Below are 13,773 nucleotides of genomic sequence, written 5' to 3' on the forward strand. Positions count from 1 at the left end.
TACCTGAGGGCGTTGTCTTTACATAGTATCATCAGAAATGATGCGGAAACTGCTGCTTGGCATTGAAGCGCCGTTTCCGTTCTTCACTTTACGAGCGCGCTTCGGGCAGCATGTTACTCCCAGATATCAATTTATTTACGAAACTTTGTGGGGTTACTTCTCTTGGAGAGGTGCTTCTGCCTAGCGAAGTGCGCGTGAAGGGGGGGAACGGGGCTCTCCACAAGGCTTTGAGGGATCTCTGTGACGGGAAGCCCATATCGGCAAACCGGATGGCCAAACTTTCCAGTGCGATAATTGGAAATCTGCTTCGAGATGACGAGGCGCTTCGCGAGGACGTGCTGAGGCAATCACTTGAGGCAATTGCGTCAAACGCTCCGTCAATACAAGTGTCGCGGCAAGTGGTGAGTTTGGAGCTCTGGTATCAATTATATCTGTCGATACCGGAGGCACGATCTCCCCAAACGAAGCAGCGTCTGTACAGCTTACTTGCGGCCTCTCAGGCCACGCTGAGAGAGATCGAAAAGGGCGGGCTAGGTTGCCTTGCGGAGCGATGTGAGGCGGCAGATGATCAAATTTGGCGTCCATGGTTCGAGTATTTGGCCCGACGGTTGCATGGACAAAATTCGATCCCCGAGGAAGTTTGTCTGGCTCTCGGTGTGATGGGCGTATTGGGGCTTGCACTGGTTTGGGTTGCCGAAGGCGCCCGGAATCAAGACTTAGATGAAAAAGGGCAAAAAGTCCTTGTTAAGAATGCAATCGAACTGCTTTTTGTCCATGCCGATGGACAAGCGAATCCGAGAATGTCAGTGGCTAACATTTTGGAGTATGCTCGCCAAGAAGCCAAATGCGAAACTAGAATTGAATTCATCCATAAAGCGTTCGGCACTTCGGGCACTAGAGTCCGGGAGGCGAAGAAATTCTTGTCAGGAGCTGAAATTCCTTCCCACGCTCAAACCATGAATGCGCTGGATGTCGGTATCGATATGGATCCTGACGATAGGCGGGCTTGGAGAATGTTTGCTATGGTCGCCCAATTTATAGCTCGATCTAGTCGGAAACTTGAGGAACTGGCAGGCGCCTCGAGTTTCGACGTCTGCCAGCTATATCATAATTATTTTGTGGCGCTGCAAGCTATCTTGGAACCGAGGTCGATGCCTGCGCGGGCTTCAGATCAGAACAGGTAGCATTCTCGCGGGTCGCAAGAGTGAGCCTCCCAATCGTCCGGCCGACCATCTTCGTAGCCCCGGCTCTCCCAGTAGGCATCATTGTTCGGGTTCAGTTGGTTGGAGTGGTTGTCCATGTCACTTTTCGTCGACATATCTATCCCCTTTGGGTTTGGTTTGAATTCAACTCGGCCAAGCCGATAGGGTGAGGTTTAATCAACGCCAAGATGCATGAAGAGTGGGGAAAATGAGAAATCGTCTCCATCCAGAAGATCGCACATGAGGCCTGCTGCCTGTTTCTTGGACACGGATATCAGTCCGTAACCAAGGAACTGGTGACACAATATGATCGGATGGAAGCATAGCCGCGAGTTCAAGATTGAGGCCGTGAAGTTAGTGATCGAAACTCACGTTTCGATCGCCCAAGCGGCGCGGGGAATCACGCTGCGCCCCTCGCCGGTGGCAACTTTGGGCTGTGACCCTTCGATTGCCGGAGTCTCATGCAGATGACAGTCTCCGTCGACCTTCCTTCCCAACGACTGGTCTTTACACCCGCTCTCCAAACGCAGCTGGCCTAGACACTCCCTAATTCCGGAAGCCATCGCTCAACGGGTGCGTAGGGCCATCTACTCACTAGACGGCCCGCGCAATCGTCCTTCGGCCAATAGCGCGTCCCGTGCGTTCGCTGGGGCACAGCCCCAGACCCGGCGCCGCTGCGCGCCGCATGGGGGAAGTTCCACATCCCCCAAACCCCCAGGGCAGGGATCGTTCGCCACTTTCCCTGCACCCTAAGGCGCCCGTCCGGCGGACCGGGGGAGACTTTCGCCAATCTCCCCGGACCCTCTCGGCGTCCTTCCGACGGATCGAAGAGGCGCTCGCCACCCTCTCCGAACTCTTCCGGCGCCCCCGGCGGGTCGAGAGGGATGTCACCCCTCTCGACGCTCTCCCCAGTACCCGCGCGATCTGCCCGCAGGCGAGCGATCAATGGGGCGCGGGAGGGCAGGCCTCGGCGCATGTCTTGCTTGCGTGCAGCGTCTTTGACGCACGCAATCAAGCCAAGCTCCGAGGCCGCGTATCGGGGTTCGTTGGTGAGGTTTCGCGCGTCGTTTTCCTTCTCAACGACACGAGGCACTCATGCTCCACGATCGATACCTTCGGCTGCTTCCGGGCGGCCAACTCAAGCCCGGCGATATCTTCCTCATGCGCTTCCCCTACGGCTCCGACCGCAGGCGCGACGGCGAGTTCGATATCCCGCCCGGCACGCGTCCTTGCTTGCTCCTCTCGCGCGGACTGATCGGTGATGCACCGATGAACATCGTCGCGCCGGGTGTCAGCCCGGAAGGCCGGCTGCTGCGCGAAGATGACATCGTCATTGCAGATGACGAGCAAGCGGCTGCTTGCGGGCTCTATCGTCCGACGATGTTTCGCGCATCGCATCGGCTCTTCATTGCAACCGGGTCCGACTTGTTCGAGCGCAATGCTCGTATCGGGCGTCTCGGCCCTGCGCAGCGCGAACAATTCGAGGCTGTCGAAACGCTGCTCGCAACCGCACCGCGCGAAGTCCGGTCGCGACTGAGGCCGCGTGTCGCGATCTACCGCCCGAAACCTCTCATCCGACCTTAAAGCGCGCCCCCGATCGGGGCTGCAGCGTCCGTCCGCCTTCTCATTGAGGCGGGCGGATCTTGCAGCCCTGCTTCGTCTCCTGACCCCCAATTTCTTCGAAAGATTACCCATGACCCACGATAAACACCCCTCCGAGCTCACCGCCGAAGAACGCCGCAAAGAGCGCAATGTGCTCGCAAACGTCGTTCACGGAGCGACCGCGAAGCCGTCCCAAAAAGATCTCGAGAACGCGCCGCTTCTCGAAGACTGGATGCTTTTCACTGGCTTCGAAGACATCTCACTCTTTGGTCGCCTGACGGAAGCCAACGGCCGGACCCGAACGCTGATCACGAGGGCACTTATCGCGCTCGATGACGATCTCGAGTGGGTCTATCTCGAAGACGGATACATGCGCCTCGGACCGCGTTTCTCCGTCGAAGAGGCCCCGCCGCATCTCGCGATGCGTGCCGTCGCGACCGATCTGAGAGGGATCCGCACGCAGCTCGAAGGACAAGCATATTGGGCGCAGAAGGCGCTCGATGCGCTTGGCGAGATGCGCTGCGATGCCTGATTCCCTGATGGTCGGAAATGATCCTGATGGGATCGGCTGAACCGTCACCGCTGCGGCCCCTCGATGAGGGCCGCAGCGCCCGCAGTTCAGCAATGAGAGGATGTCCGATGTTTCAACGACCGAACCGGATTGGCGATGTGAACACCATGGCGCGCGAGGCGATCGACGCTCTCGTTGCGCTGCCGGTTGACGCTCTTCGCGGCGCAGAGTGCGATCGCGATCTTTGCGAACGACTTGTGATCAAGGGCGAGGTGCTCGGTGACGAATTTCGCGAAGCGGGCGCCGATCTTCTGCGGCACCTCGCACGGATCGAGCCGGACGAGACGATTGTGCGCAAGCTCGACAATGCGATGCGTCGACTTCGGGACGCTATCAACGGTTCCTTCCGTACGGCTGTTGCTTTCGGCGTCGAGCACGCGAGCAGCATCCAGCGAGCCGCATGATGAAGATATGACGCCGAACGGCGTCGAAGAGATGGCGGTGGTAATCCGCCTGGGCGCGCCAACAAATCCTTTCCGCATATGCTCCAAACTCAACCGGAACCGGCGCGCCCGACTTTCCTTCCATTCGAGCGACGCGGTGTGTTCAAGACTGTTGGTTTGCACGATGCTCAGCGCGTGTGGCTCATAGAATTAGGCCCTAGCGGCCCAGAGCGGCCGTTTATCTGTGAGACGGGATGCTGCGGTTGCAGCCCACTTGCCAGGCATTGACAGGATTGACGTTTTGGATGCCAGCCACAGTAAGTGTGTGCATTTCTGCTCAAGACGACCTCTTACTCGGATTGTACGATCCATGTGATCAATAGGTGTTTGAACACTGCAGTTTGATCGCCCGTCTGTACCGCAAAACGAGTTACGGCAAAACGTGGCTGGCACCCAACTACACGGTATCCTAGGCGTAGACGCTGCTCAATTCTTTCTTTTCGATCATGTTCAATAGGTCGATACCATCCCAGCGCACAAACCAATGCTGCTGTTGGATTTCGTCGATTAGCGCTTCAGCCTCGGCAACAGTGATGTTTCCGGGGTTCGCGCCAATCCTGTTCCATGAAGCCCGAAGCAACTTAGCTCTCTTGGCCCTATCTAGATAGGGACAAGCAAGGGAATCCAGCAACAGATGCACTGCTTCAGAATCCCTATTCAGGTGCTTCTCGGACGAAACTCGCTTACAGATGAGATCCCAAATTTCGTTCCTCTGGTCAGCGAACTCTGGTCGATCACCATAGATGAATAGCTTTACGACCAACTCGAAGTAACCTTGGTTCTTCCTGTCCAGCTTAGCGAGTGAGATCAGCTCGTGCTCCAGTTGCCCATCGCCCCCAAATTGTTGAAGACTAACCAGAATGTTGAGTATCTCGATTGGGATCACAGAATTTTTCGAGAACAAGCCTTCGAAGCTAGGTGCCCTCGCCAATTGTGACGCCCAACGAAGGGAGGCTTCTTTGAGAATGTCAAAACCTTCAGGGTCATGTTCCTGCAAATGCTGCGCAGCGCGCACGATGGCGTGAGACAGGCGAAGCGATGACGCGACGGTAGGGTGAAGCGTAAAGAAGTAAAACCCAACATCGAGCAGGAAAAAGAACATTTGCCGATAGTCCCGACCAACAACAGGACTGTCTTCCAACGCAACAAGATCACCGTACCCGTCAGCTATATCGATTGCTTTCCGACGAACCGCGCCAATTACATAGTTTGCTACCGCGTCGTAACCAAGCTCAGAGGAAAAGCATGCTGCCTTAACCTCTCTGGTGAACTTTCCAAACAATGATCGATACTTGTAAATATACTTCGGGAGTAACGCCCTCTTGCCGCTCGCAGGCAGGGTAACAGTTTCAAAGAGCTTTTCCCAATGAGCGCCAAGGGATTTATTTATCTCGTCGATCACCAGAGATTTTTTTGAGTAGAATGGCCGCTTGTCGAACTCTCTTTTCCCAGTATTCAGATGCAGATTGTACTCTCGCAACGCGATTGATAGCTCGTGCTCCACCTGCTCCGCAATCGCTGGGTCATTGGAAAAGACATAGTAGTTGTCCACGTACCGCCTGCACTCATAGTCGACGCCATCACGTATGGGAGGGCTTTTATCTTCAAGGTTTCGGCGTGCGTTTTGATCTACCTTGGCGAGAATGATTTCCGCAAAGATGCGACTGGCCTCCGGGCCAATGCAGATTCCACTCGTTTCGTTGTGGTTGAGCCTCTGCATTACCTTATCGAATCGATTTCCAAAACTATGCGCAAACGTATTTTCTTTCGCCTCCTCCTTGCTCTTTGTGGCCCAAGCCATGGAGTGCGTGTAAATGCTGTCAAAACACTTACTAATGTCCAAAGACAACAGGTAACGAAATTTCTTTTCTAAGCGGATGTGGTCGCTCGAAGCGAAGAATTTGTAGAGGCGCTCAAATCCTGCATATGCGAAATAGCTTGCCGGGTTACGCACCAGTTTGTCCAATTCCGCTGTATCAACGGTAGCGTTCTTGTACTGGTTCTTATCTTGCACTGTGGATGGTACAAAAAAGGAACTCCCAACTTTCTTCGGCGCACGAATGGAGAACGGTCCGCGCCCGGAGTACTCGCAGATCAACTCATCGTATTTTTGATAGAAATCAGTCAATATGACCTGGCCCCTCGGATGCAGGAGGCTCAAGGTTCTGACGCTTCGAGAATCTTTGACGATATTGTACCGTAGCGGAACGGTGTAGCTCTTGCCGTCGTCCATCAACAAAAGGGCGTTTACCAATTCTTGGAAGTGCGCCGATTTCTTGGCTACCCCATGCAGGTTCTTGTAGAAACCATCGTTGCTTACGATTATCGGCACCTCGAAAGGTGACGTGTCTGTGAGTACCACACGCCACTTGTCGGCTCGGTTTAAGTTGACCCGTGACTTTCTCCTTCTAGACATACTTCCAGCACTCCATTAGGTCGGCCAACCGATCAGCACTGAAACGGAAGTGAACGCGATTGGCGAACCCGCTGACGAATGAATACTTGAGAAGCTCTTTTCTTTGACGGTTTGTCAGAGCCAACGCGAGCCTCCCTCCAATCGTCCCTGAGCGGCACAGAACCATTCCCGAGAAAAACTTATCAAGCTCAACGAGTGCAGGTGCGTTACTGTTGATGAGACTGTACGTGTGCTGCAGACCCGCGCTTCGCTTCTTTTGCTGTCTTTCGTCAAAGAACTGATAGCCACAGGTCAAAATACGGACGCGACCTATGAGGTCTTCAAAGCTTCCGTCAGCCAAATACTGGAGAAGGGATTTCACGATTCTCGTCTTATTCTTTTTGACCTTTGACGAAGCGATATCCAACTCAACTCTGCGAACGAAGGGGCGGTCTTTCCCGGTTTCGAAGACGTTAAACTTAAAGCCTAGGTAATCAAAGCTGTGCTCAACGGATGTCGGCTTTTTCTTCGTGTTTCCGAAGACGTAGACTTTCGATTTGGAGAAATTCAATTTCAGCCCCAGAGGCAAAGCTTCCTCGATTTGCACCTTAAGCAAGTTCGGATTTTTCAATTCTGGTAGGATTAAAACTATGTCATCAACATACCGGGCAAAGTAGTGTGCGTTTAGTTGTTCCCGCATTCTTTGGTCAAAATCTTGCAAATAGAATTCACTGAGTTCCGCGCTTATTGCCAAGCCTGGAGGCAAGCCGTTCACCGAGTTGAGTTTACATTGCTCAATCAGCGACCTTACAACAGTCCTCGTGCTTGGAGCAGTCATGAGCCTTTTGCTGAGTTGGCTTGACAGAAAATCCTGATCAACGGATGGATAAAAATTCTTGATATCCATCTTTGCAACAGTAAACGGCAATCCTTCTTCGCAGAGCAACTTTAGGCGACGCGCTATCTCGATCCGACTTCCCTGTTTTGATGCTGTGATTCTGCGAATGTTCTGAGCAGCCTTTCGCAGCACCAGATCGCTCGCCAAATCATTCACCTGATAGATGGTCCGGCCAGCCAAGTTATTGGGCGTCAATGGCAGAGAGGAAAAACCATTTCGTGCTGTGGTGACTGCCTGATTAACCAAAGCTTCCTTGTGGGCCTCGCTCTTCAGTGCAGGCTGCTTTAGAAAATCACTTTTGTTCAGGTGCCTTGAAAGTGCCGCGTTGCCAAATGTGGGATCGTACATCAAAAATTACTCTTGCTAGCTCGCCACAACCCTACGTCGAAAAGTAGCTGGAGGGGAAGCGTTGGGAAAAGGGCAACGTCCGTTCAGCGAAAGTAAAACATGGTGCTTCGCGATCGCAGCCAGCGACCGCTTTCCGCCCTATTGAGCGCGTGTCCGCCCGTGAGGCGAGCGCGAAGGTCGGTTTCGTTCGCAATGAACTCGAGCTTCATGCTGACCTTTTCGCATCGCGAATTTCAGTTTTTTCGTGATCGCGTTTCCGCGCTCTGACCGATGAACCCAGCTTCCTTAGTAGGACCACTCTACTAAGGAGCTTGCCATGCCATCCACCCCCATCACCGCCGCGAACAATATACTCGATGAAGCGACGATCGTGCCACCAGCCTGCAGCGCGATCGCACGGTTGCTCGCGCGCGCTGTTGTCCGGGATCTCGCGAATGCGATCCCCGCCAACAGCCCCGCCGCGCCTAAGAAGGAAGAAGCACAATGACGAAACGCGTCGCAATCTATGCTCGCTACAGCTCCGGTCTCCAGAAGCAAACGTCGATCGACGATCAGGTCGCGATGGCGGAGCGTTTTGCAGCCGAGCGCGGATGGGTGGTGACACATCGTTTCACCGACTATGAGAAATCTGGACGCAACACCCGCCGCGAGGGTCTCCAGGCGCTGTGCGCTGCGGTCAACGCGCGGCGGGTTGATGCGATCGTCATCGAAGCCGTGGATCGTCTAACTCGCAAGATCGCGGACGCTCTCAATCACTACGAGCTGTTCCAGTTTCAGCAGGCCGAGCTCTATTCGGTTGCCGAGGGTCAACAGGACTTCTTCAAAGTGCTGATCAATGCGCTCGGCGCGCAGCTTTATGCGCAGATGATCGGCGAACACACGCGCCGTGGCATGGTTCAAGGGCTCACCCGGAAACGGCTTCACACGAGCGCATACGGCTACCGCAAGCGTGACGGCGACGAAGGCCTCAACCGCGAGATCAATCCCGAGGAGGCGGACATCGTGCGCCGCATCTTTCGCGAGTTCGCTGACGGGCATTCGACGCAGGCGATCGTCAAGCGGCTGAACGGAGATGGCATTCCGGCCCCGCGCGGTGGCACATGGGATATCAGCACGATCCGCGGGAATCCTGCACGGTTTGAAGGCATGCTCCGCAATCGTCTCTACATCGGCGTTGCAAGCGTCGCGAAGACGTCACGCCGCTACCATCCGGAAACCGGCAGCAAGGAAGTCTACGAAACCCCAAGCGCCGCCGCGGAGATCGAGATTCCGGCGCTACGGATCGTCGATCAAGATCTCTGGGATCGCGTGGAGACGCAGCTTGCGACCCAAGCCGCGAAGACCAAAAGCAAGGGTAATCCCGTCGGGGCCCGGCGCAGCAAGCATCTTCTGAGCGGTCTGCTGGTCTGCGGCTGCTGCGGCGCGACTTATGTGAAAGTCGGACGAACCCATTTCGGCTGCCGCGAAGCCCGCAAAGGCGCGTGCAGCAACAAGACGACCATCCACCGTGACCGGATCGAGGCGCGTGTCTTCGCGAAGCTCCGTGGCACCTTTCTGACGCCGGAATTGGCCGCGAGCTTCGACGCCGCGCTGAAGGCGGAGTACACGGCGCTGGCGAACGATCAGGGCGTAGACACCGTAACGCGGCTTGAGCGACGTCTTAAGAAAGCGCGTACGAGCCGCCAACGGATCTTTGATGCGATCGAGCAAGGCGCACCCTACAGCGCTTACAAAGCGCGCGCGGAAGACCTCGAACGCGAGATCGCCGATCTTGAAGCTGAACTGGCTCAGCATCAGGAAACCCGCGCGGTCCTACCGCAGCTTCCGAGCGACAGTGCCGCGCTCTTTGCACGTGCCGTTCAGGAACTCGAGACTTTGCTCGCCGATCCCGAGCTCGTTCACCAGGCCAACGAGCACCTCCGAGAACTAATAAGGCGGGTCGAGTTGAGACCCGACCCAGACGCACCAGATGCCCTTGCCGCCGAGATCCTCACCGATCTCGGCGCTTTGCTTTCCGCAGGTGGCGCTACGCCGAGCATCGGCAATATTTTCAGCTCTACGAGGCAACTATCGATTAGACAGGGGGCTCTGCCCCCACCTCCTCCGGAGAGCCCCCGGATATTTGGGCCAAGGCGAAGTGCGGCCGCGCCCCTGATGTCAGAGAATCTCGAGAACCGTTTCCGGCGGGCGGCCGATGCGGGCCGCAGTCTCGGTCAGCACCAAGGGGCGCTCGATCAGCTTCGGGTTGGCGGTGAGCGCCGAGAGGATTTCGTTTTCGCCGGCCTCCTTGGAGAGGTTGGTATCCTTCCAGCGGATCAGGGCGGAGGCGGGCTGGCCGAGCTTCATCAGCGCGTCCTGCAGTTCGACCATGGTCGGCGGCTCTTTCTGGTAGTCGCGCACCGCAGGCGCGATCCCGCGCGCTTCGAGAAGTTTCAGCGTCTCGCGCGATTTCGAGCAGCGCGGATTGTGCCAGATCGTTACAGCCATTTGTCTCTCCCGGTGCCGATCGCCTCGGAAACGCTGGCGAAGCCGTCGCGTTCCAGAAGGGCGTCGAGGCCGCGTGCGATATCTGCAGCGAGCGAGAGGCCGGAGAACACCATCGCGGTGTAGAGCTGCACCGCCGAGGCGCCCGCGCGGATTTTCTCGTAGGCCTGCTCGGCAGAGCCCACGCCGCCAACACCGATCAGCGGCAGGGCGCCCGCAGTATGCCGCGAGAGCTGGGCCAGAACGCGGGTCGATCTTTCAAACAACGGTGCGCCGGACATGCCGCCCTGATCGGAGGGGTTGGGCGAGGTCAGCCCCTCGCGCGAAAGCGTCGTATTGGTCGCGATGATCCCGTCGATCCCGCTTTCCAGCGCGACCTCGGCGATCTCGGCCAGTTCCTCGGCGCTCAGATCGGGGGCGATTTTCAGGAAGACCGGGATACGCCGCGCGAGGCCGTCGCGGGTCTCGATCACGCCTGCCAGCAGAGCCGCCAGCGCGGCTTTGCCCTGCAGGTCGCGCAGCTTCTCGGTGTTGGGCGAGGAGACGTTGACCGTTGCGAAATCGATATGCGGGCCGGCATGGGCCAGAACGGTCGCGAAATCTTTCGCGCGGTCGGCGGCGTCCTTGTTGGCGCCGAGATTTAGGCCTACCGGAATGCCCTGGGGGCGCTTTGCCAGCCGCTCGGTGATCGGCTCCATGCCCTGATTGTTGAAGCCGAAGCGATTGATCGCGGCGCGGTCAGCGGGCAGCCGCCAGAGGCGCGGAGGCAAGTTGCCTTCCTGCGCGCGCGGCGTCGCGGCGCCGACTTCGATGAAGCCGAAGCCCGCGCGCATCAGCTGCGGCACGGCCTCGGCGTTCTTGTCGAAGCCGGCCGCAAGGCCCACCGGGTTCAGAAGCGACATCCCCGCCAGATCGGTTTTCAGCCGGGGCAAAGTGATCGGGCCGGGCAGGGGCGCGAGCCCCATTCGCAACGCGCGCAGCGACAGGCCATGCGCCTTTTCCGGGTCGATCTTGTGAAAAACCGCGAGGCCCGCACGCTCGATCAGGGTGGTCACGACATTTCCTTCGGGAAGATATGGCCCGCAGCGCCCAGGGGCAGGGCGTGGTCCCAGACGACTTCGCTGAGATTCAGCGGGCGGTAAAGATGCGGGAAGAGCTGATCGCGGCGCGAAGGTTCCCACTTCAGATCGGCGCCCATCGCGGTGGAGTCGAAGGCGACCAGCACCAGATCGGATTCGCCCGCGAAATGTTTCGCAGCCGTTTCGACGACCTGATCGGCGGTGGAGAAATGGATATAGCCGTCCGCGAGGTCGACCGGAGCGCCGAGCGTGTGCCCGGCTTCGCGAAATGCATCCCATTCGGGGCGACGGAGGATTTTGTAAATCAACATGGCTTTCCCTTGCCCGAAAACGCGCCGTCCGGTCAAGCGTGGGGCTTGTGCCGCGCGCGTGGCGGCATAGCTTTGTGCCATGTGCGGACGTATGGCCAACACTCTTCCTGTCGATGCGATGGCGCGTCTGTTCAAGGCGGTGCCCGGCAATGACGTGCCCGATGGCGAGCGGTTCAACATCTGCCCGACCCAGAGCCTGCCGGTCTGCGTCTCCGGTGAGGGGCAGCGGCAGTTGCGGGCGATGCGCTGGGGCTTCATCCCGCATTGGTACAAGACGCCGACCGACGGGCCATTGCTGATCAATGCGCGCTCGGAGACGGTGGCGGAGAAGCCCGCCTTCCGGGCGGCGATCCGGTCGCGGCGCTGCCTGATCCCGGCGGATGGCTTCTATGAATGGCATCGCGAGGGGGAGGCGAAGCTGCCTTTCTACGTTTCGCGCAGGGACGGGGCGCCGATGGTGTTCGGTGGGCTCTGGCAGGACTGGGAGAAGGGCGGCGAGTTGCTGACGACCTGCGCCATCGTGACGGTGCCGGCAGGCCCGACGCTGGCCCCGATCCATCACCGCGAGCCGCTGGTTCTCGAGCAAGCCGATTGGGCGAAATGGCTGGGCGAGGAGGGCCATGGCGCGGCGACACTGATGCAGCCCAGGCCCGAGGGCATCCTGCAGGCGTGGCGCGTGGGCCAAGAGGTGAACTCGAACCGCGCCTCCGGGGCGGGTTTACGCGAACCGTTTGCCAATCCCGCTTGAATGGCGCGGCGTGGACCGCTAAGGAGAGGCCAGAGTGCGGGTGTAGCTCAATGGTAGAGCCGCAGCCTTCCAAGCTGAAGACGTGGGTTCGATTCCCATCACCCGCTCCATTTTCCCCAAGATCACTGTGATACGCGTCTTCGAGACGAAAAAACCGCCCGAGGGACGATCGGGCGGCTTCAGACGTTCGGGATGTGCGGGGTGCGCAATGCTGCGCTCATTTGGTCAGGATCAGCTTGCCCGCCTTGGTGATGCGTAGCGTATAGACCTGACCGTCCAGCACGATATGGGCGAGGTTGCCCTTGCCGGTCAGCACCTCCGCGTCATGGACGGGCAGGGCGTTGGCGAAGCTTTCATTGATGCTCATCTCTGGCCTCCCTCGATCCGGTCGAGCGTCGCTTCGAGCGCGCTTTGGCCCGGGGGGAAACCGCTGCACAGCGCCTCGACGATGTCGCGCAGGCTCAGCGGCGGGTCGGTATCAACATGCGTGTCGGCCCGGTATCGGGGGCCGGGGGAAGAGGGGCGTTTCATCTCCGGTCTCCATCTCGCGATATGCGGCTCGTCGGGGATCGACTGGCTGATGGAAATAACCTGAGTGAAATTATCAGAATTGTAAAGATGATTCTTTTACTAGGGAATTGCGCAGGGTGCTCTGCGCCCGCGCAGAGATAACGGGGGAACCGTTCGGAATCAGTTTGAGGGGCGGATCAGAACCACTGGCCTGGTTCGATCAGACCCAGATCCATGAGTTGCTGACTCGACCAGTTGAAGCGCTCGGAATTGACCCAAGTGAAGCTGTGCACGTCATAGGTCGAGCCGGGATTGAACTTCAGCGCCTTCGCCACCCGGAACGAGGCGGTCGCACAGGTCAGGTTATGGTGCCATGGGCAGGAATAGGTGTTGTATTCCTCGTCGTTGAACGTGTGATCGGGGCGCAGCTTCAGGCCGGGCTTGGCGCGGAACAGGGCGATCCGGTCGATCTTGCGGCGCTCGGCGGGGACGTGCTCCTCAAAACGCCAGCGCAGCCCCCCGAAGAAATCGAGCTGCCGCTCCTTCGGGTGGTCGTGGTTCTCGGGATCGAGCCGGGCGAGCGCGTAATAGCCCGCCTTGTCGAACATCGCGTTCTCGGTATCGACGCCGTTCGGATGCGCCTCCAGATCGCCGGTATAGAGGTCGATCACATAGCTCAGCATCGAGGCGCGGCGTTCTTCGGTGTGGAAGCTCAGCACCTCGCCGATCGTGCGGCTCTCGCAGAAGGGGAAGAACAGGTATTCCGCGTTGAAGCAGTAATAGAGCCAGGTTCCCCCGGGTACTGCGGCGATGATCGGGTTGATCGCGAGGGGGGCTGCGTCGCGGCGGTTCAGCTCGAAATCGATGCGGTGGATTTTCGTCGGGCTGTCGGCGGCCAGATCGTCCGGCAGATCCATCGCGGCATGGCCCAGAACCAGCAGCACCGGGAAGCCGAGGTCGATATGGTGGCGGATCGTGCTCTCCAACTCGACCCCGTCCTCGGCTAGGATCACGCCGACCGGACCTTTGGATAGCGCTGCGCTCTGACGGGTGAGGAAATCGATCAGCGAGGAATATTTCATGCCCGATTTAGCCCTTTCGCGGGGTCTTCGGGCGCAGGATCGGAGAAGGCCCGCATGAAATCAAGCCTTTACGGCCCGCGCCATGCGCGACCTTGCGGGA

14 protein-coding genes, 1 tRNA gene and 1 pseudogene are annotated in these 13,773 nt (G+C 58.1%); 8 read left to right on the forward strand and 8 right to left on the reverse strand.

All coding sequences use genetic code 11. The annotated features are described in order from the left end of the window. Window positions 1-269: 269 nt before the first annotated feature. The 4 genes from B6V75_RS10090 (at window position 270) to B6V75_RS10105 (ending at window position 3,779) form a co-directional block, all read left to right on the forward strand. A complete protein-coding gene (locus tag B6V75_RS10090) occupies window positions 270-1,184 on the forward strand; it encodes a hypothetical protein (protein ID WP_146735131.1) in 915 nt (304 codons plus the stop codon). Window positions 1,185-2,297: 1,113 nt separating this feature from the next. Beyond that, the gene (locus tag B6V75_RS10095; RefSeq protein WP_088719606.1) at window positions 2,298-2,786 is read left to right on the forward strand and encodes a hypothetical protein; all 489 of its coding nucleotides are present in this window, start codon (window positions 2,298-2,300) and stop codon (window positions 2,784-2,786) included. A 109-nt stretch (window positions 2,787-2,895) separates the two neighbouring features. Further along, window positions 2,896-3,336 carry a hypothetical protein gene (locus B6V75_RS10100; RefSeq protein WP_088719607.1) on the forward strand — a complete coding sequence of 147 codons (441 nt, stop codon included), beginning with the start codon at window positions 2,896-2,898 and terminating at the stop codon, window positions 3,334-3,336. 107 nt (window positions 3,337-3,443) lie between these two features. Then, entirely contained in the window at window positions 3,444-3,779 is a 336-nt protein-coding gene (locus tag B6V75_RS10105; RefSeq protein WP_088719608.1) for a hypothetical protein, read from the forward strand. Window positions 3,780-4,227: 448 nt separating this feature from the next. Here B6V75_RS10105 and drt3b read toward each other — a convergent pair whose 3' ends face one another. Together drt3b and drt3a are read right to left on the reverse strand one after the other, a co-directional pair. Beyond that, window positions 4,228-6,180 carry an antiviral reverse transcriptase Drt3b gene (drt3b, locus tag B6V75_RS10110; protein WP_168174468.1) on the reverse strand — a complete coding sequence of 651 codons (1,953 nt, stop codon included), beginning with the start codon at window positions 6,178-6,180 and terminating at the stop codon, window positions 4,228-4,230. A 46-nt stretch (window positions 6,181-6,226) separates the two neighbouring features. Continuing rightward, window positions 6,227-7,459, reverse strand: coding sequence for an antiviral reverse transcriptase Drt3a (gene drt3a, locus B6V75_RS10115; protein ID WP_088719610.1), 1,233 nt, complete (start codon window positions 7,457-7,459; stop codon window positions 6,227-6,229). A gap of 316 nt (window positions 7,460-7,775) precedes the next feature. Here drt3a and B6V75_RS18670 point away from each other — a divergent pair, with 316 nt between their 5' ends. Beyond that, window positions 7,776-7,946: a hypothetical protein gene (locus tag B6V75_RS18670; RefSeq protein ID WP_168174469.1), complete on the forward strand. Its 171-nt coding sequence runs from the start codon at window positions 7,776-7,778 to the stop codon at window positions 7,944-7,946. Beyond that, window positions 7,943-8,992 (forward strand): annotated as a pseudogene (locus B6V75_RS18860) (recombinase family protein); the annotation flags it as partial. The gene B6V75_RS18670 and the pseudogene B6V75_RS18860, both read left to right, overlap by 4 nt. Window positions 8,993-9,616: 624 nt before the next feature. Here the strand turns inward: B6V75_RS18860 and arsC are convergent. From arsC to B6V75_RS10130, 3 genes are read right to left on the reverse strand one after another with little or no spacing between them, the layout of a single operon-like run. Next, window positions 9,617-9,946 (reverse strand): arsenate reductase (glutaredoxin), encoded by a 330-nt coding sequence (gene arsC / locus B6V75_RS18685; RefSeq protein ID WP_168174471.1) that lies wholly within the window; start codon window positions 9,944-9,946, stop codon window positions 9,617-9,619. Then, window positions 9,937-10,989 carry a quinone-dependent dihydroorotate dehydrogenase gene (locus tag B6V75_RS10125; RefSeq protein WP_088719766.1) on the reverse strand — a complete coding sequence of 351 codons (1,053 nt, stop codon included), beginning with the start codon at window positions 10,987-10,989 and terminating at the stop codon, window positions 9,937-9,939. The genes arsC and B6V75_RS10125 overlap by 10 nt, the downstream gene beginning before the upstream one ends. A 5-nt stretch (window positions 10,990-10,994) precedes the next feature. Further along, window positions 10,995-11,333 carry a DUF952 domain-containing protein gene (locus tag B6V75_RS10130; RefSeq protein WP_078520541.1) on the reverse strand — a complete coding sequence of 113 codons (339 nt, stop codon included), beginning with the start codon at window positions 11,331-11,333 and terminating at the stop codon, window positions 10,995-10,997. 79 nt (window positions 11,334-11,412) lie between these two features. Between B6V75_RS10130 and B6V75_RS10135 the strand changes: the two genes are divergently transcribed. Beyond that, window positions 11,413-12,081 (forward strand): SOS response-associated peptidase, encoded by a 669-nt coding sequence (locus tag B6V75_RS10135; protein WP_088719612.1) that lies wholly within the window; start codon window positions 11,413-11,415, stop codon window positions 12,079-12,081. Window positions 12,082-12,117: 36 nt separating this feature from the next. Continuing rightward, window positions 12,118-12,191: transfer RNA gene (locus tag B6V75_RS10140), tRNA-Gly, on the forward strand. A 107-nt stretch (window positions 12,192-12,298) separates the two neighbouring features. On the opposite strand, the gene B6V75_RS10145 is transcribed toward B6V75_RS10140, so the two are convergent. The 3 genes from B6V75_RS10145 to B6V75_RS10150 form a co-directional block, all read right to left on the reverse strand. After that, window positions 12,299-12,448 (reverse strand): hemin uptake protein HemP, encoded by a 150-nt coding sequence (locus B6V75_RS10145; protein ID WP_075774069.1) that lies wholly within the window; start codon window positions 12,446-12,448, stop codon window positions 12,299-12,301. Next, on the reverse strand, window positions 12,445-12,612 hold the full coding sequence (locus B6V75_RS18690; RefSeq protein ID WP_157771603.1) for a hypothetical protein: 168 nt from the start codon (window positions 12,610-12,612) through the stop codon (window positions 12,445-12,447). Before B6V75_RS18690 ends, B6V75_RS10145 begins: the two co-directional genes overlap by 4 nt. Before the next feature lie 176 nt (window positions 12,613-12,788). Further along, window positions 12,789-13,673, reverse strand: a complete 885-nt coding sequence (locus tag B6V75_RS10150; RefSeq protein ID WP_075774070.1) for a glycosyltransferase family 2 protein — start codon at window positions 13,671-13,673, stop codon at window positions 12,789-12,791. Window positions 13,674-13,773 lie beyond the last annotated feature (100 nt).

Source organism: Thioclava sp. F1Mire-8 (assembly GCF_002213165.1).
Classification (GTDB): Bacteria; Pseudomonadota; Alphaproteobacteria; order Rhodobacterales; family Rhodobacteraceae; genus Thioclava; species Thioclava nitratireducens.